At 59.7% G+C, this 25650-nt stretch carries 26 protein-coding genes and 1 tRNA gene; 14 read left to right on the top strand and 13 right to left on the bottom strand.

What is annotated here, in order from left to right; translation table 11 throughout:
• Position 1 precedes the first annotated feature (1 nt).
• Positions 2–406 carry a FosX/FosE/FosI family fosfomycin resistance hydrolase gene (gene fosX, locus PM04_RS08340; protein ID WP_038005669.1) on the top strand — a complete coding sequence of 135 codons (405 nt, stop codon included), beginning with the start codon at positions 2–4 and terminating at the stop codon, positions 404–406.
• Positions 407–413: 7 nt separating this feature from the next.
• On the opposite strand, the gene PM04_RS08335 is transcribed toward fosX, so the two are convergent.
• Together PM04_RS08335 and hemE are read right to left on the bottom strand one after the other, a co-directional pair.
• The gene (locus PM04_RS08335; protein WP_038009550.1) at positions 414–722 is read right to left on the bottom strand and encodes a hypothetical protein; all 309 of its coding nucleotides are present in this window, start codon (positions 720–722) and stop codon (positions 414–416) included.
• A 298-nt stretch (positions 723–1020) separates the two neighbouring features.
• On the bottom strand, positions 1021–2064 hold the full coding sequence (gene hemE, locus PM04_RS08330) for a uroporphyrinogen decarboxylase (RefSeq protein WP_038005665.1): 1044 nt from the start codon (positions 2062–2064) through the stop codon (positions 1021–1023).
• A 101-nt stretch (positions 2065–2165) separates the two neighbouring features.
• Between hemE and hemC the strand changes: the two genes are divergently transcribed.
• Positions 2166–3119, top strand: a complete 954-nt coding sequence (gene hemC, locus PM04_RS08325) for a hydroxymethylbilane synthase (RefSeq protein ID WP_038005664.1) — start codon at positions 2166–2168, stop codon at positions 3117–3119.
• Positions 3120–3157: 38 nt separating this feature from the next.
• Here the strand turns inward: hemC and PM04_RS08320 are convergent, their stop codons facing one another.
• Complete coding sequence (locus PM04_RS08320) at positions 3158–4516, bottom strand: FAD-binding oxidoreductase (RefSeq protein ID WP_038005662.1); 1359 nt, start codon at positions 4514–4516, stop codon at positions 3158–3160.
• Positions 4517–4590: 74 nt separating this feature from the next.
• Here PM04_RS08320 and PM04_RS08315 point away from each other — a divergent pair.
• Positions 4591–4667, top strand: a tRNA-Met gene (locus PM04_RS08315).
• A 79-nt stretch (positions 4668–4746) separates the two neighbouring features.
• Here PM04_RS08315 and PM04_RS08310 read toward each other — a convergent pair.
• Genes PM04_RS08310 through PM04_RS08300 form a run of 3 tightly spaced genes read right to left on the bottom strand, consistent with a single transcriptional unit; the run spans position 4747 to position 8235 of the window.
• Positions 4747–6348 (bottom strand): ABC transporter ATP-binding protein, encoded by a 1602-nt coding sequence (locus PM04_RS08310; RefSeq protein WP_038005660.1) that lies wholly within the window; start codon positions 6346–6348, stop codon positions 4747–4749.
• A complete protein-coding gene (locus PM04_RS08305; RefSeq protein ID WP_038005658.1) occupies positions 6338–7258 on the bottom strand; it encodes an ABC transporter permease in 921 nt (306 codons plus the stop codon). Before PM04_RS08305 ends, PM04_RS08310 begins: the two co-directional genes overlap by 11 nt.
• The gene (locus tag PM04_RS08300; RefSeq protein WP_038005656.1) at positions 7255–8235 is read right to left on the bottom strand and encodes an ABC transporter permease; all 981 of its coding nucleotides are present in this window, start codon (positions 8233–8235) and stop codon (positions 7255–7257) included. Before PM04_RS08300 ends, PM04_RS08305 begins: the two co-directional genes overlap by 4 nt.
• A gap of 242 nt (positions 8236–8477) precedes the next feature.
• Here PM04_RS08300 and PM04_RS08295 point away from each other — a divergent pair, with 242 nt between their 5' ends.
• The 8 genes from PM04_RS08295 to PM04_RS08260 all read left to right on the top strand — a co-directional run bounded on the left by PM04_RS08295 (position 8478) and on the right by PM04_RS08260 (position 16982).
• A complete protein-coding gene (locus PM04_RS08295) occupies positions 8478–10082 on the top strand; it encodes an ABC transporter substrate-binding protein (protein WP_233486407.1) in 1605 nt (534 codons plus the stop codon).
• A gap of 84 nt (positions 10083–10166) precedes the next feature.
• The gene (locus tag PM04_RS08290; protein ID WP_038005654.1) at positions 10167–12146 is read left to right on the top strand and encodes a CocE/NonD family hydrolase; all 1980 of its coding nucleotides are present in this window, start codon (positions 10167–10169) and stop codon (positions 12144–12146) included.
• A gap of 72 nt (positions 12147–12218) precedes the next feature.
• The gene (locus tag PM04_RS08285; protein ID WP_038005653.1) at positions 12219–12455 is read left to right on the top strand and encodes an Lrp/AsnC ligand binding domain-containing protein; all 237 of its coding nucleotides are present in this window, start codon (positions 12219–12221) and stop codon (positions 12453–12455) included.
• Positions 12456–12488: 33 nt separating this feature from the next.
• Positions 12489–13631 (top strand): ABC transporter substrate-binding protein, encoded by a 1143-nt coding sequence (locus PM04_RS08280; RefSeq protein WP_038005650.1) that lies wholly within the window; start codon positions 12489–12491, stop codon positions 13629–13631.
• A 42-nt stretch (positions 13632–13673) separates the two neighbouring features.
• Complete coding sequence (locus PM04_RS08275; protein ID WP_038005648.1) at positions 13674–14594, top strand: branched-chain amino acid ABC transporter permease; 921 nt, start codon at positions 13674–13676, stop codon at positions 14592–14594.
• Positions 14591–15556: a branched-chain amino acid ABC transporter permease gene (locus PM04_RS08270; protein ID WP_038005646.1), complete on the top strand. Its 966-nt coding sequence runs from the start codon at positions 14591–14593 to the stop codon at positions 15554–15556. The genes PM04_RS08275 and PM04_RS08270 overlap by 4 nt, the downstream gene beginning before the upstream one ends.
• Positions 15553–16299, top strand: coding sequence for an ABC transporter ATP-binding protein (locus tag PM04_RS08265; protein WP_038005645.1), 747 nt, complete (start codon positions 15553–15555; stop codon positions 16297–16299). The genes PM04_RS08270 and PM04_RS08265 overlap by 4 nt, the downstream gene beginning before the upstream one ends.
• Complete coding sequence (locus PM04_RS08260) at positions 16296–16982, top strand: ABC transporter ATP-binding protein (protein WP_038005643.1); 687 nt, start codon at positions 16296–16298, stop codon at positions 16980–16982. The genes PM04_RS08265 and PM04_RS08260 overlap by 4 nt, the downstream gene beginning before the upstream one ends.
• On the opposite strand, the gene PM04_RS08255 is transcribed toward PM04_RS08260, so the two are convergent.
• The 5 genes from PM04_RS08255 to PM04_RS17365 all read right to left on the bottom strand — a co-directional run bounded on the left by PM04_RS08255 (position 16983) and on the right by PM04_RS17365 (position 21548).
• Positions 16983–17483 (bottom strand): ureidoglycolate lyase, encoded by a 501-nt coding sequence (locus PM04_RS08255; protein WP_038005641.1) that lies wholly within the window; start codon positions 17481–17483, stop codon positions 16983–16985. It lies immediately after the preceding gene.
• Complete coding sequence (locus tag PM04_RS08250) at positions 17480–18301, bottom strand: bifunctional allantoicase/(S)-ureidoglycine aminohydrolase (protein WP_038005639.1); 822 nt, start codon at positions 18299–18301, stop codon at positions 17480–17482. Before PM04_RS08250 ends, PM04_RS08255 begins: the two co-directional genes overlap by 4 nt.
• Positions 18298–19701, bottom strand: a complete 1404-nt coding sequence (puuE, locus tag PM04_RS08245; protein WP_038005637.1) for an allantoinase PuuE — start codon at positions 19699–19701, stop codon at positions 18298–18300. The genes PM04_RS08250 and puuE overlap by 4 nt, the downstream gene beginning before the upstream one ends.
• A gap of 96 nt (positions 19702–19797) precedes the next feature.
• Positions 19798–19959, bottom strand: a complete 162-nt coding sequence (locus PM04_RS17990; RefSeq protein ID WP_158508577.1) for a hypothetical protein — start codon at positions 19957–19959, stop codon at positions 19798–19800.
• A 128-nt stretch (positions 19960–20087) separates the two neighbouring features.
• Positions 20088–21548, bottom strand: coding sequence for a DUF2125 domain-containing protein (locus PM04_RS17365; RefSeq protein ID WP_161785696.1), 1461 nt, complete (start codon positions 21546–21548; stop codon positions 20088–20090).
• Between the two features lie 98 nt (positions 21549–21646).
• On the opposite strand from PM04_RS17365, the gene PM04_RS08235 reads away from it, so the two are divergent.
• Positions 21647–22387, top strand: a complete 741-nt coding sequence (locus PM04_RS08235) for an SDR family oxidoreductase (RefSeq protein WP_038005635.1) — start codon at positions 21647–21649, stop codon at positions 22385–22387.
• Positions 22384–22983 carry an enoyl-CoA hydratase/isomerase family protein gene (locus PM04_RS08230; RefSeq protein ID WP_038005633.1) on the top strand — a complete coding sequence of 200 codons (600 nt, stop codon included), beginning with the start codon at positions 22384–22386 and terminating at the stop codon, positions 22981–22983. The genes PM04_RS08235 and PM04_RS08230 overlap by 4 nt, the downstream gene beginning before the upstream one ends.
• Here PM04_RS08230 and PM04_RS08225 read toward each other — a convergent pair.
• Together PM04_RS08225 and PM04_RS08220 are read right to left on the bottom strand one after the other, a co-directional pair.
• Positions 22980–23342, bottom strand: coding sequence for an STAS/SEC14 domain-containing protein (locus tag PM04_RS08225; protein ID WP_038005631.1), 363 nt, complete (start codon positions 23340–23342; stop codon positions 22980–22982). The genes PM04_RS08230 and PM04_RS08225 overlap by 4 nt on opposite strands.
• Before the next feature lie 21 nt (positions 23343–23363).
• The gene (locus PM04_RS08220; RefSeq protein ID WP_052068371.1) at positions 23364–24872 is read right to left on the bottom strand and encodes an FMN-binding glutamate synthase family protein; all 1509 of its coding nucleotides are present in this window, start codon (positions 24870–24872) and stop codon (positions 23364–23366) included.
• Between the two features lie 238 nt (positions 24873–25110).
• On the opposite strand from PM04_RS08220, the gene PM04_RS08215 reads away from it, so the two are divergent.
• Positions 25111–25599, top strand: a complete 489-nt coding sequence (locus PM04_RS08215) for a fasciclin domain-containing protein (RefSeq protein WP_038005629.1) — start codon at positions 25111–25113, stop codon at positions 25597–25599.
• Positions 25600–25650: the final 51 nt, after the last annotated feature.

The raw sequence follows: 25650 nt of genomic DNA, 5'->3' as shown, positions 1-25650 counted from the left end.
AATGATTGAAGGCCTGAGCCACCTGACCTTTATCGTGCGCGATCTCGATAAAATGGAGACCGTGCTCACAACTGTCCTCGACGCGCAAAAGATCTATGACAGCGGCGCAGAAACATTCTCCCTCTCGCAAGAACGATTTTTTAAAGTCGGAGGCCTCTGGGTCGCCGTCATGCAAGGCGCACCCCTGCAAGAAAAAACCTACAACCACGTGGCCTTCAAAATGGGCCCGGATGAATATGACGACCGCCTCGAACGCATCAAATCCCTCGGCCTACAGATCAAAGAAGGCCGCCCCCGCGTAGACGGCGAAGGCCACTCCATTTACTTTTACGACCACGACAACCACCTGTTCGAATTGCACAGCGGCACCCTTGAGCAACGGTTGCACCGTTACTCAAGCCGCTAAAACCGGCCTATTCACCGCGCAAAGCCGCATCCTCCCGGACCTTTGCCCGAGCCTTCAACTCCAATGCCTCATTCACTTGCTCAATCCGCGCGCGCCGCTCCCACCTCATATACTCGGAATAGGTTGCGGAACTGTTACTGGCCAAATCCAAAACCTCTAAATCACGCGGACCAATCAACGCCCCCACGATCCGGCGATGCTTCATAATCGGCAACCACGCATCCTCCTGACGCGCACGCTCCAGCCAAAATCCCAACTTCGCGCGGGCATCCGACAAAGCCAAATAAGGGGGCAGATTTTCAAAACCAGGGCGCATGAGCGATCCTTTCAAAAACACGGTCACACCCCCGATCTCTGTCAGAGCAGTTAAGCCAACGTTAAGACTGGTTCCCATCTGTACAAAAGCCGGCCAAAAAATTCAGATCACCCATTTTACAGCAACCGAAGCCGCCCACGCCCACCGACGTTTTGTACAAAACTCAGCCGCAATTGTCAGAACCCAACGCCAGACCAGGCAAAAACGCCCCACACCGGCAACCGGGCGGGGCGTTTTTAACTCTAAATTAACGTTGGTTTACGCACACTTTGCGCAAACCAATTTCTGAAACGTTAATTTATGCGGGCACAGACTCACGCAATGTTTCGATCATCAGCGTGACATTTTCAGGGTCCGCATCCGGTGTAATCCCGTGACCAAGGTTAAAGATATGCGGCCCCTTAGAGAACGCCTCGCGAATGTGACGCACCTCATCAATCAGGTCCTGACCACCCGTCACCATGTGACGGGACGCCAAGTTGCCCTGCACGCAGCCATCAACCTGAACGTGTGCCGCACCCCACTCTGGCGTGACCGAATTATCCAACGCCACACAGTCCGCGCCGGTCTTTCCAGCAAAGCCGATATAGCCGTCGCCTGCTTCACGCGGAAAGGCAATGATCGGCGTATTGGGATGCTTGGCCTTAAGCGCGTCAATAATACGCTTGGTCGGCGCCACGGCATATTTCTCAAACGCTTCGCCCTTCAGGCTCCCGGCCCAGCTGTCAAATATCTTAACGACCTCGGCACCAGCTTGGATTTGCATATCCAAATAGGTGATCGTTGCTTCCGTCAGGCGATCCATGATTTTGTCAAAAAGTGTTACGTTTTCAATCATTAGCTTGTGCGCAGGCGCCTGATCTGGCGTGCCCTGACCCGCAATCATGTAGGTCGCAACGGTCCATGGCGCGCCAGCGAAACCAATCAAAGTGGTCTCCTCTGGCAACTCACGACGCAGAATTTTCACCGTCTCATAGATCGGCGAAAGATGGTCATGAATGGCATCCGCGGGCTTGATCCGATCAAAGTCTGCATCCGCTTGGATCGTCGACAAACGGGGCCCCTCACCGGTCACAAACCAAAGATCTGCGCCCAGCGCTTCGGGCACCAAAAGGATGTCCGCAAACAAGATCGCGGCATCAAAACCATAACGCCGGATCGGCTGAAGCGTCACCTCAGCGGCCAACTCAGAGTTGTAGCAAAGCGACAGAAAATCCCCAGCCTCAGCCCGCGTCGCGCGGTACTCTGGCAAATAGCGGCCCGCTTGGCGCATCATCCAAATCGGCGGAACCGACTGGGTTTCGCCATTGAGGCTGCGAAGGAGTTTCTTAGTCTGAGTCATTTGGTCGTTCCTATGCACTGGACAAAGCGTCCCTTTCTCATGTCAAACTGGCAGAAGCAGACCGATTGTCAATCTAAGTTGACACATGTAAGAGAACGCCTATGTCGAATATCACACTCCCGACCCCGAATTCACCCCTGAAAATTGGCACACGTGGCTCACCCCTCGCTTTGGCGCAGGCATATGAAACACGAGCTCGATTATCCAAGGCTTTCGACCTTCCGGAAGAGGCTTTTGAGATCGTTGTGATACAAACGACGGGTGACCGTGTGCTCGATCGCCCGCTCAAGGAGATTGGGGGCAAGGGGTTATTCACCCGAGAAATCGAAGAGGACATGCTGTCAGGTAAAATTGACATCGCTGTGCATTCGATGAAGGACATGCCTGTGCTTCAGCCCGAGGGTTTGTTGCTTGATACCTACCTCCCACGTGAGGACGTGCGGGACGCGTTTGTGTCGCCACACCACTCAGGCCTTGCGGACCTGCCAGAGGGTGCTGTTGTCGGCTGCTCCAGCCTACGTCGCCGGGCGCAATTGGCCAACCGTCGCCCGGACGTTCAACTGGTTGAATTTCGCGGTAACGTACAGACACGCATGAAAAAACTTAATGATGGCGTCGCGGTTGCGACCTTCCTTGCGATGGCCGGGCTTAATCGTCTGGGCATGGATGAAGTCCCGAAAGCTGCCATCTCTGAGGACGACATGCTGCCCGCCGTAGCGCAGGGCGCCATCGGCATTGAACGTCGCGCAAACGACAGCCGCGCGGCCGCCCTGCTAGAGGCCATCCATGACACCCCCACAGGCCAGCGCCTTGCGGTGGAACGCAGCTATCTTGCCGCGCTCGACGGATCCTGTGAGACCCCTATCGCAGGGCTTGCCGTCCTAAATGGCGGGACGGTCGATTTCCGTGGAGAGATCCTGCGGCCAGATGGATCTGAGATTATCGTGGACGCTGAAAGCGGCGCTATTGAGGACGGGGCCGAGATTGGCCGCGCTGTCGCGGCCCGGATGCGCGCCAGCGCCCCTGATGACTTCTTTAGCTGGTTAACGACCTAAAATCCGCATTAACCCCGCAGGCCTGCCCTAGAGCGGGCCTACGGCACCACCTTGCCAGGATTCATTATGTTCCCCGGGTCCAGCGCACCCTTGATCTGCCGCATCACAGCCAACGCGATGGGTGATTTATGCCGCGCCAGTGTCGCCAGTTGTGACCGGCCCACACCGTGCTCAGCCGAGATTGAGCCACCCAACGATACGGTCACATCATCGATCATCGCCCGCACCGCATCCAGATGCGCAGGATCATCGCGCGTCGGGTACACCGCATAATGAAAGTTACCATCACCTAAATGCGCCACGGTGATATCGGTTGCTTCCGCGTCTAGCTCAGCCAAACGGGCCTGAACCTCAGCCTCAAACAGGGCGACTTTTTCGAGCGGCACACAAACGTCGGTGTCCACGATCGGCAGCTGCGTGAACTTGATCTCGGCGGATGCTTCACGGATCGCCCAGATCGTGCTGCGCTGCGCCTCAGATGCCGCGAGCGTCGCATCTAGAACGAGGCCATCCTCCATCAGACGGGCCAACGTTTCGGCCAGTGGTGCGTCCATGTCGGGGCCACCCAATTCCACCATGATCGTGCAGTCACCCGTCTGCAACGGCACAATCAGGTCGGGCCGATGCTGTGCCAAGCGCTGCATGAAATTGCGGGGCATGTATTCAAACGCCTCGACCGCGCCGCCACTCGCTGCCTGCACAGCGCGCAGAATTTTCAGCGCGGCCCCCAGATCAGGCGCGGACAAAAGCGCGGTAGCGTAGCCGACCGGCTTGGGGAACAGCTTGACGACCGCCGCCGTAATGATGCCCAGCGTACCCTCGGCCCCAATGAACAGGTCGCGCAGATCGTAGCCAGAGTTATCCTTGTGCAGCTCCGTCATCATATCCAGCACCTCACCGCTGGCCAAAACGACCTCAAGCCCCAAGCACAGCCCACGGGTCGAGCCATAGCGCACCACATTCGACCCGCCCGCGTTGGTCGAAAGGCACCCCCCGATCCGCGCAGAGCCCTTGGCCCCAAAGGTCAGCGGGAAAATCAGGTCATGGGCGTCGGCCGCGTCATGCAAGGATTGCAGAACCACACCCGCCTCCACCACGGCGATGCGAGCGTCTGGCTTGATCGTGCGAATGCGCGACATCCGTTCTAGCGACAACATGACCTCGCCCCGGGCTTGGGTGCCGCCCACAAGCCCCGTGTTGCCCCCGACGGGCACGATTGCGCCGCCTGCATCGGCCACGGCACGCACCACGGCGGCCACCTCTGCGGTATTGGCAGGGCGTACAACGCACAGCGGCTCAGATGGGTAAACCCCCGTCCAATCCCGGCTGTAACCCGCGCAATCCGCCCCCTCCAGAACGTGGCTTGGCCCTACGATGGCCCGTATCGCGTCGATCATTTTGGCCCCCTATGTGGTTTGGGTCGCAAATGGGTCTTGACGTCCCCGCGCCCGCCCCGTAATTGGCGCGTCACGGCGGTATAGCTCAGTTGGTTAGAGCAGCGGAATCATAATCCGCGTGTCCGGGGTTCAAGTCCCTGTACCGCCACCACACTCCCTCTTTTTGATACTTTCACACGCAGCGCACCGCGCGCGATGCACGTTGTTGATACATTGCCCTGCGACGCGCGTTAGCCCGCGCGCGCATCCAGTAAGTTGGTCAGCCAATCAGGGTCCATCTCAGGCACGGACGACAGCAATAGTTGCGTGTAATCCGGATAGGGTGGCTCTAATACATCGCTTTTCAGGCCCTGTTCGACCACCTTACCTTCAAGCATCACGACGATCTCATCGCTGATCGCTTTTACGGTGGCGATATCGTGGGTGATGAACAAGTAGCTGTAGTTGAACTCTTTTTGCAGGCGGAGTAGCAGTTTGAGGATACCTTCCTGCACAATCTGATCGAGCGCCGAGGTGACCTCATCGCAGATGATCAACTCAGGTTCTGCGGCCAATGCGCGGGCGATACAAATCCGCTGTTTTTGCCCGCCGGACAGCTCTGAGGGCAGCCGGTCGAAAAAGCTATCATCCAGTTCAATCATCTGAAGCAATTCAGACACGCGCGCATCACGGGCACGGCCCTTAAGACCCAGATAAAACTCAAGCGGACGGCCGATGATCTCACCCACGGTTTGTTTGGGGTTCATGGCGGTGTCGGCCATTTGATAGATCATCTGGATTTTTTGCAGCTGCGCGCGGCTGCGGTTTTTCAACTGTGGTGGCAGTGGCTCACCGTTGAACAGCACCTCACCCCCGCTTTGGGGCAACAGGCCGGTAATAACGCGGGCGGTCGTGGATTTGCCCGATCCGCTTTCGCCCACGACGGCGACGGTCTTGCCGCGGGGCATCGTGATCGACACATCGTGCAGGACCTTCACCACGCCGTACGCCGCATCAACGCCTTTGACCTCTAGGATCAGATCGTCGCTGGTTTCCTCGGGCTTTTCCAAGCCGCGCACGGACCACAGAGACTTGGTATATGGCATCTCGGGTGCCGTGAGCATTTTGCGTGTTTCGGCCTCTTCGACCTCTTCGCCATAGCGCAGGACTTTGATTACGTCGGCCATTTGGGCCACGACGGCGAGGTCGTGGGTGATGTAGATCGCGGCGGTGTTAAACTCTTCGACGATCTTGCGCATGGAGGCGAGGACCTCGACCTGTGTGGTCACGTCCAGTGCTGTTGTGGGCTCATCAAAGATGATCAAGTCGGGGCGCGGGGACATCGCCATCGCGGTCATCACACGCTGCAATTGCCCGCCCGAGACTTGGTGCGGATAGCGTGCGCCAATACTGCTGGGGTTGGGCAGTTGCAGCGCATCATACAACTCAACCGCGTCTTCGCGGGGGTTGCCGTTGGGCGATAGGCCTGCGCGGTTCGTGGCCTCAACCGTTTGCTCAATCAAGCGGTGCGCAGGGTTGAAACTGGCCGCCGCAGATTGCGCGACATAGGCGATGCGCGTGCCCCACAGGGGACGCTTTTGCGCCTCTGACATCGTGGCAAGGTCCATGCCGTCAAACAGGATTGAGCCACCTGTCAGCTTGCAGCCCGGCTGGGTGTACCCCATCGCGGCCTTGCCCAACGTGGATTTACCCGCACCACTTTCACCGATCAGGCCCATGACCTCACCCCGGCGGAGTTGCAGGTTCACGCCCTTGATGATCGGGTGCCAACGTTCGTCCGAAAACCCGTCGATCCGGATGTCGCGCATATCAAGAAGAAGATCAGAGGTCATCGCGCAGCCCGGAGGTTTGTTGCAGGAACCAGTCCACGATGAAGTTCACCGCAACCGTCAAAAGTGCAATCGCCGCAGCGGGCAAAAGCGGGGTGAACGCGGCGCGCAAATCAAACTGTGCAAACTGGATGAGCGAGGCGTTTTCGCGCACCATCGAGCCCCAATCTGCTGTCGGCGGCTGGATGCCCACACCAAGGAACGACAGAGCCGCAATGGTCAGGAATACGAACGAAAACCGTAGCCCGAATTCGGCGACCATGGGGGGCAGGATGTTGGGCAGGATCTCACGACGCATGACCCACGCGAGTCCTTCACCGCGCAGGCGCGCGGCCTCAACATAATCCATCACCACAACGTTCACCGCCACCGCACGAGTTAGGCGGAACACACGGGTGCTATCCAACACCGCGATGATCACGATCAGGGACCACACAGTTGATCCAAAGATCGACAGCAACATTAGCGCAAAGATCAGCGACGGGATCGCCATCAACACATCCACTGCGCGGGAAATCAATTGATCCAACCACGACCGGTTAATCGCCGCAATCAAGCCGAGCGAGCCACCGATCGCAAAGGCCAGCAGCGTCGTCGCAAGCGCGATCCCGATGGTATTACGCGCGCCATAGATCAAGCGGGTCAGAATATCGCGCCCAATCTGATCGGTGCCAAACCAGTGCTCATCCGACCACGGAGCATAGGCCGCGAATGAACTGTCGGCCTCACCATAGGGGGCGATAAGCGGCGCAAAGATGGCCACACACAGATAGAAAGTGACGACCAACAGGCCAAACCACGCGGAAATCGGCGCTTTGCGCAGCACAATCCAAGCCCGCTGCATGCGTGTCCGGCGAACCCGCACTGCACCAACTTCGGCACTGGCGGAATATGTTTCGGGGGCGTCGCTCATCGGGGGTGCAAAAGCCTCGGGTTGGTGATGATGCCGATGATGTCAGCAATCAAATTAAGCAGAATATACGTGCCCGCAAAGATCAGCGCGCAGGCTTGCACGACCGGAATGTCGCGCGTGGTCACGGCGTCGACCATCAACTGACCGATGCCGGGATACACGAACACGACCTCAACCACGACGACACCCACCACCAGATAGGCAAGGTTAAACGCGATCACTGTTGCAATCGGCGCCCATGCGTTCGGCAGCGCGTGGCGCAAAATGATCTCACGCGGGGTGGCCCCCTTAAGGCGCGCCATCTCGATGTAGGGTGAGGCGAGCAGGTTGATGATGGCCGCCCGCGTCATTCGCATCATATGCGCCACAATCACCAGCGTTAGGGTCATCGCGGGCAGGGCCACGCGGTACAAACGCTCTGCCAGCGGGGTGTCGGCCTGCACATTCGCAAGGCTCGGGAACCATGGGTTGATGGCCGCGAACACCAAGATCAGGATGTAGGCCACAAAGAATTCCGGTGTCGCAATCGTCGTAAGCGTCGTGACGTTCACCGCACGGTCATAGACCGACCCGCGATAGAGCGCGGCCGTCAAACCCAGCAGCAACGCAAGCGGCACTGCAATCATCGCGGTCACGCCAGCTAGGAACAACGTGTTCCACAACCGTGGCCCCACCAGATCAACAACCGGCCGGGACCGATCCACGCCAGAGGACGACCGCCCCGAAAAGCTGGTGCCCAAATCGCCGGTCGCAACCGCGCCAACCCATTGGAAGTATCGTACAACTGCCGGCTCATCGAGCCCCAGTTCATCGCGGAACGCTGCCACAGTTTCTTCGGTCGCGGCCTGCCCTAGAACAGCCTCGCCAAAATCCCCCGGCAACATGGAAATGCTGGAAAAGATGATTGCAGAGACCACAAACAACGTCGCAACGCCCAAGCCAAGCCGCTTGAGAACCGTTTTAAATACTGGATGCACTAGGTGCGTCCCCCTTTTACGCCGCTCTGTGGCAGCTTTATGCCACATCATTGGTGTACAACGGGAAATTGTAAACAGCCTATCTGCGACTACCATCTTAACATTTACGACATTTTCCGGGAAAGCCCCTTCACAGTTGGAAATCCTCTGGTACCATTGCGCGCAGACGTCTCCGGGCGGTGTGCGACCGGCACACGGCATAACGTATGAGACGCGTCGTCAGACAGCAGGGAGAAAAAACTGTGACGAAACAAAAGGATATCTACCTCAAGAACCGCGCAAAGCTGCTCACGGAAAAGCAGATTGACCGCCGTTCCTTTGTGATGTCGGCGCTGGCCGCCGGTGTGGCATTGCCCGCGGCGCTGTCGCTGGCTGGCCAAGCCGAAGCCGCTACTCCTAAAACCGGCGGCAAGCTACGCCAAGCGTTTGGCTACGGCTCCACCACCGATGTGATGGACCCCGCCAACTCAGAAAACGGGTTCATGCAGGCCGTGCAATTTGCACGCGGCAACTACCTGACCGAAGTCTCGAACACCGGTGAACTGGTCGGCGAACTGGCTGAGAGCTTTGAGCCCTCGAACAACGCGTCCACTTGGGTATTCAACCTGCGCCGCGGCGTTGAGTTCCACAACGGCAAGACCATGACCCCAGAGGACGTAATCGCCACGTTCAACCGTCACCGCGCCGAGGACAGCACCTCTGCCGCGAAGGGTCTGATCACTGCCGTTAAAGAAATCCGCAAGGACGGCGACAACCAGGTCGTGTTTGAGCTTGAAAGCGGCAACGCCGACTTCCCCTTTATCGTGTCGGACTATCACCTGATGATCCAACCCGAGGGTGGCGACAATCAGGGCCTTGAGGGCACTGGCGGCTACATGATCGAAAGCTTTGAGCCCGGTGTTCGCGCCGCATTCAAGCGCAACCCCAACTACTTCAAAGAAGGCCGCGCCAACTTTGATGAGGTTGAATTCCTGTCGGTTCTCGACACGACCGCGCGTCAAAGTGCGATCATGTCCGGCGATGTAGATTTCGCCGACAGCATGGACCCCAAAACCGTTGCCCTAATGGCTCGTGTGCCCACGCTGAACCTCATGGAAGTCACCGGGACACAGCACTACACATTCCCGATGCGCCTCGATGTGGGCCCGTTTGACAACTACGATCTGCGCATGGCGTTGAAACTGGCGATCAAGCGTCAGGAACTGGTGGACAAGGTTCTGCTGGGTCACGGTGCGGCCGGTAACGACGTGCCTGTGTCCTCGGCGATGCCCTTCCTCAACACCGAACTGCCGGTGCATGAGTTTGATGCCGATCGCGCGCGCTTCCATTATGAAAAGTCCGGCCACTCCGGCCCGATCCAACTGTCCGTTGCAGACGCTGCCTTTGCAGGTGCCGTTGATGCCGGCCAGTTGATCGCAGCCTCCGCCGCGGAAGCCGGGATTGAGATCGAACTGATCCGTGAGCCGTCGGATGGCTACTGGTCGAACGTGTGGAACAAAAAAGGCTGGTGCGCCTGTTACTGGGGCGGTCGTCCGACCCAAGACTGGATGTATTCTGCGGCCTACACCTCCGACACAGAGTGGAACGATACCGCGTGGAAAGACACCGAAAGCGCAGATCGCTTCAACGATGTGGTCGTTTCGGCCCGCTCTGAGACCGACCAGACCAAGCGCAAGGACCTCTACTGGGAGGCACAGCGCCTGTTGCAGGACGATGGCGGCGCAATCGTGGCCATGTGGGCGAACTTCATCGCCGCACACTCCAAATCCTTGGCGAATGATGGCAACATCGCCGCCAACTGGGAAAATGACGGCAACAAAGTGGCCGAGCGTTGGTGGTTCGCGTAACCACGCGCCCATATCCAGACCACATGGCGGCGAGGGCAACTTCGCCGCCATTTTTGTGACGTACCCCAGCAAAGCGAAGCATCCATGGACACGGTGACAGAGTTTCCCTTTCCGGTCTCAGAAGACCCTCACGTGCTGATCCCCTTGCCCGATGGGACCCGCCTTTCGGCGCGTATTTGGCGGGCTGAGGGGGCGGGGCCAGTGCCCGTTATTCTGGAATACATCCCCTACCGGAAACGCGATGGCACGGCTGTGCGTGACGCGCTGGGCCACCCCTATCTGGCCGGTCACGGATATGCCTGCGTCCGCGTGGACACCCGTGGCAATGGCGAAAGCGAAGGGGTGATGCACGACGAATACACAGAAACCGAGCTATCGGATGCATGTGATGTGATCGCATGGCTGGCTGCTCAGGAGTGGTGCAGTGGTACGGTCGGGATGCAGGGTATTTCGTGGGGCGGATTCAACAGCCTGCAAGTCGCGATGCGCCGCCCCCCGGCGCTAAAGGCGGTCATCACGCTCTGCTCAACCACCGACCGCTACGCCGATGACATCCACTATAAGGGTGGCGTTATGCTGGGCGAAAACCCCGGCTGGGCGGCAACGGCGCTGTCGTGGTTTTCGGTCCCGCCGGACCCGGCCCTTGTGGGTGATGCTTGGCGCGAGATGTGGCAACAGCGGCTTGAGGCCACCCCTGACCTCGCGACCCGTTGGGCGCAGCACAGCCACCGCGATGACTATTGGAAGCATGGCTCAGTGTGTGAAGATTGGGGCGCGATCGAAGCCGCCGTTTTGGCCGTGGGCGGGTGGCACGACGGCTATCGCAACACACCGGCCGCACTGTTGGAAAATCTGTCCGCCCCGTGCCGCGCCATCGTAGGCCCATGGAACCACAAATACCCGCACATCGGCGTGCCCGGTCCGCAAATCGGTTTTCTTGATGAAATGCTGCGCTGGTACGACCATTGGTTAAAGGGCGCTGAGACCGGCGTGATGGACGACCCACCCTACCGCGCGTGGATGATGGAATCGATCAAACCCGAGGTCAGCCTCACGACCCGCCCCGGCGATTGGGTGGGCCAAGAGGGCGTGGCGGACGCGCCCACGCTTTCACTTCACCTGAACGGCGACGTGCTGGCGGACACCGCAGGCACCGTTGATGCACTGGCCCGGACCGAGGCCGCCCATGGCCTGTCTGCGGGTGAGTTTTTTCCCTTTGGCTTTGGCCCCGGTGAGCTGCCCGCGGATCAACGCCCTGATGACGCGCTCGCGCTATGTTTCGACAGCGCACCCTTGGAGGACGAGGTGCAAATCCTCGGCGCGCCGAACGTGCGCCTGACGCTAAGCGCGGATCAAACCCATGCGCAGGTGGTCGTGCGGCTGTGTGACCTGCGACCCGACGGGACATCCGCGCTCATTACGATGGGGATGCTAAACCTGCGCCACCGCAGTGGTCATCATTCCCCAGTGGATGTGACCCCCGGCGCGGCGATGGAGATCAACGTTCCCCTTGATCAGATCGCCTATCGCCTGCCCAAAGGACACCGCCTACGGATCGCGATTGCGCCGAGCTACTTCCCCTTTGCCTTTCCCAGCCCCAAGCCTGTGACCCTGCATGTGACCGGCGGCGCACTAGAGGTGCCGCTACGCACGGGTGCGGAATGTTCGGGCTTTGGCCCGCCACGCTCGGCCCCACCGCTTGTGACCGAAACCCTCGCTCCGCGCGCCGAATCCAAGCGGATCATCACCGACCACGGCGCCCGGACCATCACCACCGAAATCACTGGCGACGACGGTGTTTATCGCGACACAACCCATGGCCTGGAAACCGGGCTCTGCGTCCACGAAACTTTTACTATCCCCATGGATGACCCCGGCGCCGCAAGCGCGCGGTTCCATTGGGCCCGCAGCAAGGGGCGCGGAGCGTGGCAGGTGCGAACCGAATGCGAGGTCTATCAACGCGGCGATGGTCCCGATTTCGCTATTACCTCGTGGATCAAAGCCTGGGAGGGCGACGCCCTAGTTTTTGAACGCACCTGGGGCACGCGTGTGCCACGGGGGTAAAATGCCTCTACCCTTCCGCGCGCGGCCATGCTTTTCTGCGCGCACGAGAACATGTGCCGACGGGAGACACAAATGAACTGCGTATTTGTCCAAATTCGCTGCCGCCCCGGCACAGGCTACACCGTGGCCGATGCCATCGCGCTGCGCGAAATCCACTCGGAGCTGTATTCCACCTCCGGTGAATATGATTTGCTGCTCAAACTCTACATCCCCGAAGGCGAGGATGTGGGCAAATATATCAACGATAACCTGCTCGACATCGATGGAATCGAGCGGACGCTCACGACGCTTACGTTCAAAGCCTTTTGATCAGGCGTCCAAGGGACAAATAGGGGGACTACTATGTTCAAACACCTTGCACTCGCGGCCACTGTGGCTGCTTTTGGCACGGCTGCGGTGGCTGATGGCCACGGCGCGGTCAAAGTCGGGATGATCACAACGCTTTCGGGCGGCGGCGCAGGCCTTGGCATCGACGTGCGCGATGGTTTCATGCTGGCGATCAACCAATCCGGCAACACCAACATCGAAGTCATCATCGAGGATGACCAGCGCAAGCCTGAGATCGCTGTGCAGCTGGCTGACAAGATGATCCAGTCCGAAAAAGTGGACGTGATGACAGGGATCATCTGGTCCAACCTCGCGATGGCTGTGGTGCCTGCGGCAACCGCGCAAGGCAAATTCTACCTGTCGCCAAACGCAGGCCCGTCGGCCTTGGCGGGTCGTGGCTGTCACCCCAACTATTTCAACGTCGCGTGGCAGAACGACAACCTGCACGAAGCCGCTGGCGCCTATGCGAACTCCGCTGGCTACACCAACAGCTTCATCCTCGCGCCCAACTACCCCGCAGGCCAAGACGCGCTGACAGGCTACAAACGCCAATACGGCGGTGAGCTGGCCGGTGAAGTCTTTACCAAGCTGGGCCAGACCGATTACGCCGCTGAGATAGCGCAAATCCGTGCATCGGGTGCAGACAGCGTGTTCTTCTTCCTGCCCGGCGGCATGGGGATTTCGTTCCTCAAGCAGTACGCCGATAGCGGCGTAGACCTGCCCGTTGTGGGCCCTGCATTCAGCTTTGACCAAGGCATCCTGCAAGCCGTAGGCGCCGCTGCATTGGGCGTTGTGAACACGTCGCAGTGGAACAAGGACATCGACAACGCGACCAACGCGGCCTTTGTCGAAAGCTTCCAAGCGGAATACGGCCGCCTGCCGTCGCTCTATGCGTCCCAGGGGTTTGACACAGCCAACCTGTTGCTCAGCGCGATGGCCTCTGCCGACGTGAATGACGCCGATGCGTTCCGCGCAGCCCTCAAGGCGGCAGATTTCGCCTCGACCCGTGGGGATTTTGCCTTTGCCGACAACCACCACCCGATTCAGGACATCTATGTCCGTGAGGTGATCCAAGAAGGCGACGTTTTCACCAACCGCATCATCGGCACCGCCCTGACAGACCACAGCGATGTCTACGGCGCAGACTGCAAGATGTAATTTAACTGGACCGGGGCACGCTCCGGTCCATTTCGCTCTCCCATGAGTCTTATTCTTCTGATCGAGCAGGTCCTCAACGGCCTGCAATTTGGCGTGACCCTGTTTCTGATGGCAGCGGGTCTGACGCTTGTGTTTGGCGTGATGGGGTTGATCAATCTGGCCCATGGGTCGCTGTTCATGGTGGGCGCATTCGCGGCAGCGGCCGTGGCGGGGGCCACAGGTTCATTCGTGCTGGCGCTAGGCGCCGCATTGGCGGCAGCAGCCGCAGCGGGCGCCTTGGTTGAAGTTCTCGTAATCCGGCGGCTCTATGCGCGCGATCACCTCGACCAAGTGCTTGCGACTTTCGCATTGATCCTGATCTTCTCCGAAGGCACGCGCTGGGTCTTTGGCTCATTTCCTTTGTACCTCAACATCCCAGCGGCTTTGTCCGGCCCCATCAGCCTGCCCGGAGGGATCGAATATTCGACCTATCGGTTGTTCCTGATCGGCGTTGGCATCGCGGTGGCGATTGGGCTTGGGCTACTGATTACCCGCACCCGGCTGGGCATCCAAATCCGCGCCGGCGAAAGCGACCGAGAAATGATCGCAGCCCTCGGCATCGACATCTCACGCCTTTACACAATCGTCTTTGCCCTCGGGGCGGCACTTGCGGGCCTAGCGGGCGCGTTGGTGGGGGCAATCCAATCGGTACAGGTCGGCATGGGTGAGCCGGTCTTGATCCTCGCGTTTGTGGTGATCGTGATCGGCGGGATCGGTTCGATCAAAGGGGCGCTGGTGGGCGCGGTGTTGGTGGGGCTGACGGATACGTTGGGCAAGCTGCTCCTCCCCGGTGTGTTCGCGCTGTTCATGCCCGCATCCTCGGCGGCGACAGTCGGCTCAGCCTTGGCGTCTATGGCGATCTACATCTTGATGGCGGCGGTCCTGATCTGGCGACCAACGGGCCTGTTCGGAGTACGCGCATGATCCCTGAGCGTTGGTTAAACGCGGCCCTCACACTCGGGCTGTTGGCGGTGCCATTGTGGGCACTGTGGGTGGATGAGCCGTTTACAATCACGCTGGCCACCAAGGTCGCGATCCTTGCGTTGGCGGGTGTTGGTCTGAACATCGCACTGGGCATTGGCGGATTGGTCAGCCTAGGCCATGCGGCGTTCTTTGGTGTCGGCGGCTACGCGATGGGCATTCTGGCCCATCATGCGCAAACGTTTCAGCCGATGATTTGGGGCCTAGAAGGCACCAAGTCGATGCCGATCATTTGGCTAACAGCGCTGGTGTCATCGGGGCTGGCCGCTCTTGCGATTGGCGCGCTGACGCTGCGCACTTCGGGCGTCTATTTCATTATGATAACCCTCGCCTTTGGGCAGATGTTCTATTATTTCGCGATCTCTTGGCCCGCATACGGCGGCGAGGATGGGCTTTCGATCTATGTGCGCAACGGATTTCCCGGCCTGAACACCTTGGACCCCATCCAGTTCTTTGCCATCGCGTTCACCGCACTGATTCTGGCGCTGTTCCTGCATGCCCGGCTCAAGGCGTCACCCTTTGGCCTTGCGCTGAATGCGGCGCGCCAAAGCCCGGATCGCGTGGAAACCGTGGGCCTATCGCCCTTTCGCCTGCGCCTTTTGGCGTTCGTGATCTCCGGCGCGATTACCGGGCTTGCGGGGGCGTTGTTTGCGGATTTGAACCGCTTTGTTTCGCCCACGATGTTTAGCTGGCAACTGTCGGGTGAGCTGATCGTGTTTCTGCTCATTGGCGGTGTGGCGCGGCTTTATGGGCCCGTGGTTGGGGCTGCGGTGTTCATTTTCCTCGAACATCACCTTGGCGGCATCAGTGAGTTTTGGCAGATCGGTTTGGGCGTCTTGCTCCTGCTGATTGTGCTGTTTGCGCGTGGTGGGTTGATCGGCCTCGTGGCGGGAGAAAAGCGATGAACCCCGTTTTGGAAACACGAGGAATTACCAAAAGCTTCGGCGCGGTTGAGGCAAGTCGCGGTATCTCACTCGACCTACGGGCCGGTGAAATCCATGCGTTGATCGGCCCCAATGGCGCGGGCAAATCGACCCTGATCCAGCAAATCGCAGGCAAGTTGCACCCTGACGCGGGCAGCGTGCACTTGCTAGGCGAAGACGTGACAGCCCTTGGTGTGGCGGAGCGCGCGCGCGCAGGCTTGGGCCGGACATTTCAAGTGAGCGCGCTGGCGATGGAGGACACGGTTCTGCAAAACGCCGTGCTTGGTGCGCTGGGTGCGCGCGGCGGGCGTGCGCCCCTGTTTCGCAGCGCCCTGCGTGACGCCGACTTGCGCGCCACCGCTGAGGCCGCGCTGGACCGTGTTGACCTGCTAGACAGTGCCGATATGCAGACCGCTGCCCTGTCGCACGGACAACGCCGTCAGCTAGAGGTGGCCGTGGCCCTGACCCTGAAACCACGGGCCTTTGTGATGGATGAACCCATGGCGGGCTTGGGTGCAGAAGGGTCCGCTCGTCTGACGCGTTTTCTGGATGGTTTGCGGGATGAGGCGCCGATTTTGATGGTGGAACACGACATGGACGCGGTCTTTGCGCTGGCGGATCGGATCAGTGTCTTGGTTTACGGCCAGCTGATCGCGACGGGCACGCGCGATGAAATCCGCGCCAACCCAGATGTGCGCGCCGCCTATCTGGGAGAGGACGCGTGAGCCTTTTGTCCGTCCAAAACCTGACCGCGCATTACGGTGCGACCCAAGCCCTGTTCGATGTTTCACTTGAGGTCGCACAGGGGGAAGTCGTGGCCCTGATGGGCCGCAACGGGATGGGCAAATCTACCACCGTCAAATCCATCTGCCGGATGATCCCGGCGGGTGGCACCATTACATTTGACGGCAAAAACCTGCGTGCCCTACCGGCCCACAAGGCCGCGCAAGCTGGCATCGGGTTGGTGCCCGAGGGGCGGCGGTGTTTCCCTAATCTTAGTGTGCGCGAAAACCTAATTGCGGCGGCCCGTCCTGGTCCGTGGCACGAGGCAACAGTGCTGGACCTATTCCCCGGTTTGCGTGATCGGCTGGACCAAAGTGCAGCGACCCTTTCCGGCGGAGAACAGCAGATGCTGGCCATTGGCCGCGCGTTGATGACTAACCCCCGGCTGTTGATCTTGGATGAGGCGACCGAGGGGCTTGCCCCCCTCATCCGGCAGGCGATTTGGGACGTGATCGCGCGGCTTAAGCAGGACACGGGCCTTGGTATTCTACTGATCGACAAATCCCTCAAGGAACTGTCCGCTATTGCCGACACGGCCGTGATCCTTGATCGCGGGACCCGCGTTTGGGGCGGCACAATCGCTGAGCTGACGCCCGAGGTCACAAACCGCCACCTTGGGCTTTGATCACTCGGCCCCGCCGCCGGGCAGAACCGTCAGGGCCATACCTAAGGGATATTCCTCAAGGTTTGGGCCGCCGTCCACACGGTCGATGACCGTGTAAAGCCCCCCACCCGACAGCGGCGTCAAAACCCCGTGCCACGTGTTCGCCGCGATGTTCACCGCTTGGCGACCGTGGGCAACAAACGCCTTAGGGCGCACCGGCGTGCCCGCATCATCCTCAGCCACGATGTACAGGGTCGTGCATCCTTCCATCGGGACGAAGCACTGACTGCCATGGGGGTGCCGCTCTAGGAGGGTGCAGCTGTAGGGCAGCGCTTGTACCTCTGATTGGAAAAGGCTGATCCCCACGCGGCCCCCTTCGGCGACAAGCGCGCTTAGGTCACTGAACCGCTTGCAGCGCCCGTCATTGATCAAGACGTGATCACCGCCCAGCTCAACCACATCCCCATAGGGCGCAAAGTCCGCGGGGTGTAGCGGGCGAGGTGTTAGGATTTGTGTGCTCATAAGAAACCCTCCAACGGCGCGTGACGATTGACGTCTTTGTAGAGCAGATAGCGGAACGGCTCATCCCCTGTGGCGATGCAAGCCTGCGGACAAAACGCACGCAGCCACATGAAATCACCGGCACCCACAGGGACCCAATCCTTGTTCAACAGGTAATCCGCCGTGCCCTGCAATACGTACAAACCATGCTCCATCACGTGGGTCTCGGCAAAAGGGATGCGACCACCGGGCTGGAAGGTCACGATGTTGATGTGCATGTCATAGCGCAGATCGAACGGATCAAAGAACCGCTTGGTTGACCACAGCCCGCCAGCGTTCGGCATGTCAGAAGACGGAATATCATCTTCATGGCTGACGAAGGCTTCGGGCGGGGGCATGTCCGGCAGTTCCTGGTACTTTTTGCGGACCCAATGAATGCCGCAGGGCGCGTCCGCCCGGTTCCAAAGGGTCCAGACCGCACTGGCCGGAATAAAAACGAAGCTGCCCGCGCGCAGGGTATACGTATCGCGTCCAAGGGTCAGCGTGGGCGTGCCGTGAGCCACGAAGAGGGCGGCTTCGGCGCGCACATCCACCTCGGGCGTCATGCTGCCGCCTTCGGGCTGGATTTCGATCGCGTATTGGGAAAACGTCTCGGCAAAACCCGACAAGGGCCGCGCGAGAATCCAAGCGCGCGTCCCTTCCCAGTGGGGCAGGAACGAGGTCACGATATCCGTGTGCGTAACTGCGGGTAGGACGGCATAGGCTTCGGTAAAGATCGCCGTGCCCTCGGGGTTCGCGTCTTGGCCCATCATGCCGCCCTTGGGAAACGCATAGCTCATGGCAGCAGGTCCTTTAGACGGTACAGCGCGATGCGTTCCACATTGTAACAGGCGGTGGCAAATTCGGTGTCAGCATCTGAATTGAGCCGTGCCTCAAAGGCCGCGATGATGCTTGGCTTGTCATGATCCCGGACCGCTATGATGAAGGGAAATCCGTACTTTTCGACGTACTGCGCGTTCCACTGAGTGAATTGCGCGCGCTCCGCATCGGTCAGGGCGTCCAACCCTGCGCTTGCTTGCTCTGATGTGCTTTCGGCAGTGAGCCGTTTGGCAGCCGCCAGTTTACCCGCCAAATCAGGGTGCGCGCGCAGGACCGCCATTTGCTGTGCGGGGTCCGCTGCACGAAACGCTCGGCATAGCGCGTTGTGTAGGCCAATCGCGGTGTCATGGGCGGGGCCCAGTTCCAACAGGTGCGCGTGCTCGGCCACCCAAGGAGAGTGTTCGAAAATCCCGCCGTAGGTCGCCACGAATGTATCACGGTCCATCTGGCTGGGCCGGGCGCGCCGCACATGTGGGTGGGTCTTGGCCCAATGGGTCGCAATATCGATCCGGCGCGCAAACCAGACGTCCTCATGGGCGGCGACGTATTCAAGGAACCGCCGTAGCGCCTGTACCCGGCCCGGCCGCCCGATCAGCCGGCAATGCAGACCGATCGACATCATCCGCCCACCCTCTGCATAAAGCGCGTCGAAACTGTCCTTGAGATAGCTGTAGAATTGATCGCCCGCGTTGAACCCTTGGGGCGTGGCAAAGCGCATATCGTTGGCATCCAACGTGTAGGGGATCACCAATTGATCCCGCGCGCCGACCTCAACCCAATAGGGCAGATCATCGGCATAACTGTCAGAGACATAAGCAAAGCCGCCCTCTTCGGCCACCAACCGCACCGTGTTTTCAGAACACCGCCCAGTGTACCAACCAACGGGGCGGCAGCCGGTGACCTCGCGGTGCAGCTTGACCGCGGCTGCGATGCTCTCGCGCTCTTGCGGCTCAGGCATGTCCTTGTGTTCAACCCACTTGAGCCCGTGGCTGGCCATCTCCCAGCCGGCGTCGATCATCGCGGCGGTCTGTTCGGGATTGCGCGCCAAAGCGGTGGCCACGCCGTAAACGGTTAGGGGAATGTCCATCTGAGTGAACAAGCGGTGCAGTCGCCAAAACCCTGCGCGCGCGCCGTATTCATAGATCGATTCCATGTTCCAATGCCGCTGCCCGGGCCATGCGGCAGCACCCACGATTTCGGATAAGAATGCCTCGGACGCGGGATCATCGTGGAGGATACAGTTTTCGCCACCTTCTTCGTAGTTGAGGACAATCTGCACCGCGATCCGCGCACCGCCGGGCCAATTGGCCTCTGGGGGTTTGGGGCCGTAGCCCACCATATCTCGGGGATATCTGCGCATCGCTCGCTCCTGTGGATGTGATGCGCGCAGCTTAGAACCTTCGCACACGACAGGGAATGCCCCTCAGTGCGGTGTCGCGCGATGGTCTTTGGGGGCTTAGCGTCTTTCGCGGTCAGGGTCGGCGTCATCGTCGCCGAACTTGATCGTCGCGGTCAAAAGTCGAGCGGCCATCGACCCCGGCGCCACGATTGGCACGACGAACCGCGCAAGCAGCAAAAGCGTCATCGCCCCAAAGGACGCCCAAAACAGCGTGTCCATGGCAAAGCCTCCCAACGTCCGGTCAACGTTGAAAAATGCTAAGCCACCAAAGGCTACCCTGTCAAAGGGCGCCCCCTAAATCCGCGAAAACCAGCCGATTGCCCCTGAAAACGTTTACGAATGCGGGGTTATTGCAGCGGAAAGCCATTCACGAGGATGGAGCCATCTTCGAGGAATTCGATCTCAGACGCGAGTTCATCAGGCCCTGTGGGCGTCGCGAACATGCCAGACATCATCCGCACCATGCCCACCTGTTCGGGTGGCACCACGCCTAATGTCGCGAGTTGATCCAGCAACCCAAAGCCCCCGCTAAGCGACAGATTGATCCGGCCCACAGGCGCGGGAATGGCGCTTGAGTTGTCGAATGTCGCGGCTCCCGTCCCGCTGAGTTGCGCGCCACCCAGCGATACCTCCAGATCATTTAGCCGGAGCGAATTGACCTGGGCAGGGGGGCCTTGGACCGCCTTAAAGTCATTCGTGACGTCTGCCAGGTCCGACAGGACAGTCGCGGTACCTTCGAGGTCTAGGGCGATGGTGGCGGGGTCGCGCGGGATGATGCCTTGGGGGTCAAACAGGCCCCAGATCACATCGCTCAGCACAACGTCCCGCAGGCCCAAAGTCAGGTTCACAGGCGCGGGGTCATCGGTGCGCGCAAGAGGCATCGCGATGCCAAAGGTCGAGCGTCCGACACTGGCCTCAATCGGGAGGGGAAAGCCCCCGATCAGCGCGCGCATCTCGGTTTGGGTTGTATCGCTAAAGATGCCAAATTTGGTTGGGTCAATATCCATGGCGAGGGTCCCGGCACTGGTGCGGGCCTCCATCTGGATATCACCATCCGTTGCTTCGGCAGCGAACTGAACGCTGCTGCCGCCGTGGGTCAGTTCACCCTTTAGGGCGACACCCAAGGGGCCAAGTGGCAGAGCCCCATCCGCGGCATTCAAAGTGCCGGAAAACGCACTTGTGAGGTTGGTGAAATCGCTCTGCATGTTGAACGTGCCCTCTGTCGGGTCTGACATGCTGAACCGGATTTGCATCGCTCCGATTGTGTCCTGCGACTGAAAGGGCCGCACCTCACTTGCCATGTCGATCACATAGCGCGAGGCCAAGTCATTCACCGTGATAGAGACCTGAAACGGCATGGTTTCGCCATCGACCACTACGTCGCCCACATCCAGAGTGAGCTGCTGCGCGCCATAATCATAAGTGCGCGCGCCGTCCTCATCGCGGGCGACGATATCAAGCCCGGTGTGGCGCAGTTCCATCGTGGTGACCGAGCTTTCACCGAACGACGTGTCGGTGAGGCCAAGCGCATAGACCGGGGCCAATTCGATACGCACACTGCCGTCGCCCTGCTCCCGCAGGGTAATCTGGGCGATGCGCCCGGTGCTTTCGACCTCATCAATGATGGCTTGTGTCGCCACGTTCGTAAGGGTCAGGACACCGCTCTCATAGCTTTCGGATTGGGCAGTGATTGTGGTGCCAAGGGCTTCTTGCATCTCTTGCCACTCGGCCCAAAGGTCCGGTGCCGTCAGGTCGGCCACAGCCGCGCCCGCGCTCATGATAAATGCGGTGCTTGCCATCAGGCTCATGCATTTTGACATCCGGTACCCTTCCTGAAATGTATATTCAAAGCTCTTTGTTTCGTGTGTGAGACACAGGGTCAAGGCGCATCCGGGAGGGCGACAGAATGGATATGACGGGCAAGGGCGTGGTGATTACCGGTGCGTCCCGAGGCATTGGTGAGGCAACCGCGCGGATGATGGCCGCTGCTGGGGCGCAAGTCGCGCTGCTGGCGCGCAACGGTGACGCAGTTGCGGAAATTGCGGGTGAAATTGGTCCAAACGCGCTAGCCATCCCCTGTGATGTGGCCCGCTATTGGGAAGTAGAGGCCGCGATATCCGCCGCCGCGCGTGAGTTTGGCAGTCTTGATGTGGTCATCAACAACGCAGGTGTGATTGAGCCGATCGCATCATTGGCCGACAGCGACCCCGACGCGTGGAGCCAAGTGATCGATATCAACCTTAAGGGGGTGTTTTACGGCATGCGCGCGGCGATCCCGCAGATGCGCAAAGGCGGCACGATCATCACCATTTCATCGGGGGCGGCCCACAACGCGCTAGAGGGTTGGAGTCACTACTGCACATCAAAAGCAGGGGCCGCCATGCTGACCCGCTGCGCGCACCGCGAAAACCCGGGCCTGCGGATCATGGGCCTGTCCCCTGGCACGGTCGCAACGCAGATGCAGCATGAAATCAAGGCCTCCGGCGTCGGCCCTGTCGCCGCCCTAGAGTGGGAGGATCACATACCGGCGGACTGGCCTGCGCGCGCGTTGATGTGGATGTGCTCTGCCGATGCGGACGCGTTTGCGGGTGAAGAAATCTCACTTCGGGATGCGGATATCCGCGCACGGATTGGATTGGGCGCATGATTGAGCTCGACCAACGCGAGGACATCTGGACCCTCACAATTAACCGCCCCGACAAAGCCAATTCGCTCACGTCCGAAATGCTGGCCGATTTGATCCAAGTGGTGAAAATGGCGGACAAGGCCGACCTGCGCGCCCTGATCCTGACGGGGGGAGGCGACAAAGTCTTTTCGGCCGGAGCCGACCTAGAGGAAGCCAAAGCAGGCCTCGCCCTGTCGCCCCTATGGGAAGAATTGTCTCGCGCGATTGTGCGCCTGCCATGCTTGACCATCGCCGCCCTGAACGGGACACTGGCGGGCGGGGCGTTTGGAATGGTTTTGGCCTGCGACGTGCGTCTTGCACCCGCTCATGCCAAATTTTTCTACCCCGTGGCAAAACTGGGCTTCTTGCCGCAACCCTCCGATCCGCGCCGCCTTGCGACATTGGTCGGCCCGGCACGAGCCAAGATGATCCTTGTGGCAGGACAAAAGATCACCGCCGATGAGGCCTTGATCTGGGGCTTGGTGGACCGTTTGGAAACCAACCCCCTAGAGGCGGCACATGCGCTGATCCCCGAAGCCAAAGCCGACCACGTGGCGGCGATCAAATCGATGATCTAGGGGGCTTCGACCCATGCGCGGGCGGCTTCAAGGTCTGCCATGTCAAACACCCGGATTTCGAGGGGCGACACGCGGCACAATGCCCGCGTGAGCCCGCCGATCCACCCAACATCCGTGACCACCGCCACCCGGTCAATGTCACGAATATGGGCGACGTCAAACTTGATGCCCTCCCAGATGGTGCTCAACTCGAAGCCTTCGAAGGTGGGGATCACCTCAACCATACGGACCTTGCCGTGACGCTGAAGGAACGCCTCTAGGCGCGGCAGAACACTGTCCATATCGGCCTGCGTAATCTTGCCCGCCACTTCGATTTCAAACACCGGCTGGGTTGCGTGTTCATGATATTTAATCGCCATTTTTCGTCTCCTCTCTCCACCTTATATGGGGATTGTCGGCACCTTTTTTGAGGGGAGATCGCGGGGAAACAGCTCATGCATCGGCACTGAGGTCCCGTCGGGTTGCACAATTCGCACATGTCGCCGCCGCATCAGGCGCGGCTCGGATACGCCGACGGAGTGGGCAATCATTTCCACCTCATGGACAACGCCCTTGGCGTAGCGCGCAACTTTGCGGAATTTATCCCCCACCACGAGGCCCTTTTGAAAACGCGGATCGTGGGTCGTGATCCCTGTGGGGCAGGTGTTTTTGTTGCATTTTAGCGCCTGAATGCAGCCCAAGGCGAACATGAACCCGCGCGCAGACACCACAAAGTCCGCGCCCGCCGCCATGGCCCATGCGATGTCACCGGGGTTGACCAACTTACCACTGGCCACCAGCCGGATGCGGTCATGCAGGCCGACGCTATCGCGCAGGTTGCTGACCATCGGTAGGGCTTCGCGGATGGACATCCCCACAAGGTCCATCAAGGGCATGGGTGCCGCGCCGGTGCCGCCTTCGCCGCCGTCGATGGTGATGAAATCTGGCGCACTTTCGGGACCGCGTCGCAGGACCTCGGCGAACAATTCCTCAAACGGTTCGCGGGCAGCGACAACAGCCTTGATCCCGACAGGCTTGCCCGAAACATCCCGCACGCGCGCCACAAGATCGAGCAAATCCGCCCATGAATTCACCTCCCGGTGACGGTTCGGAGAGATCCCGTCTTGGCCGACGGCAAGACCCCGAATGGCCGCAATCTCGGCGGTCACCTTTTCACCGGGCAGGATACCGCCCTTGCCGGGTTTAGCCCCCTGCGCGAGCTTGATCTCGAACATCGCAATCTGCGGATGTGCCGCGATTTCGCGCAGCTTTTCGTCGCTCAGATTGCCGTCCTGATCGCGGACACCGTATTTGGCCGTCCCGATCTGATAGACAAGGTCGGCCCCGCCCTGAAGGTGAAAGGGCGACACGCCACCCTCACCGGTATTCATCCAAATACCCGCTTCAGCACAGCCACGGGACAGGGCCAAAACCGCAGGTTTTGAGATCGCGCCATAGGACATACCACTGAGGTTAAAAATCGATTTGGCCACATAGGGCACACGCGCATTGGGGCCGATCATCATCGGCTCGGTCTTGGCGAATTGATCATCCAGCGGGGGAAAGGGGCTGTTCACGAACAGGGGCGTCCCCGGCGCCGAAATGTTGCGGGTCGAGCCAAAGGCAATCGTGTTGCTTTGGCCCTCACTGGCCCGTTTGACCCAATCCCGCTGCGCGCGATTGAAGGGCAGTTCCTCTCGATCCATCGCAAAGAAATACTGGCGAAAGAATTCGCCCAGTTCGGAGAAGATATGGCGAAACCTACCGATTATCGGGTAATTGCGTCGGATCGCATCAGAAGTTTGTGACCGGTCGATGACGAACAGAACCACCCCAGCAGCGACCATCACGCCGATAATCAACACAAACAACAGCGCCAAAATCTGCAACGCCCACGCGGCGGTTTCCATAAAAATCATGTCGAACTCCAAGCCATTGATCGAACAGTGATACGCGCCCATGTGGTTCACAAGGACTCAATTCTGCTCCCGCCGGCTCACGTGAACGTGACCCCAAAACCGGCAAATCGCCGCTTACGGCCAAGTGTGCGCCCTTGAAACCTATATTTTCGCCCCAATTTGTCTTGTGTGTTTTTTGCACACGAGCCTGCCGATCATCGGCGGCCAAACAACAAAAGGGAATTAAACTATGCTTCGCACTGCAGCACTTGCCATCGCCGCCACAACCGCCCTGACCCTGCCTGCCTTTGCTGGCAGCATGGGCAAAAAGGACATCGTCGATACCGCCGTCGGCGCAGGTACCTTTGAAACACTTGTCGCCGCCGTCAGCGCGGCCGACCTAGTGGACACATTGAAATCCGAAGGCCCGTTCACCGTGTTCGCCCCCACCGATGAGGCCTTTGCCGCCCTGCCCGCAGGGACGGTCGAAAGCCTGCTCTTGCCCGAGAACAAAGAGCAGCTGATCGCGGTTCTGACCTATCACGTCGTGCCCGGCACAGTGATGTCCACCGATCTTGTGGACGACATGAAAGCCGCCACCGTACAGGGCGGTGAGATCACAATCGACCTCGACAATGGCGTGATGATCAACGACGCGAACGTCACCACCGCTGACATCGAGACATCGAACGGTGTCATCCACGTCATCGATAAGGTGATCCTGCCCGCAGACATGTAAGGCTATCTGTCTGCTTGCCTCAGACAGCTCACAAGACGAAGGCCCCGGAGC

This window comes from Thalassobacter sp. 16PALIMAR09 (genome assembly GCF_000765485.1).
Lineage (GTDB): Bacteria > Pseudomonadota > Alphaproteobacteria > Rhodobacterales > Rhodobacteraceae > Thalassobacter > Thalassobacter stenotrophicus.
Note: the sequence above shows the minus strand (reverse complement) of the source record. Positions and strands in the feature narration are given on the sequence as shown.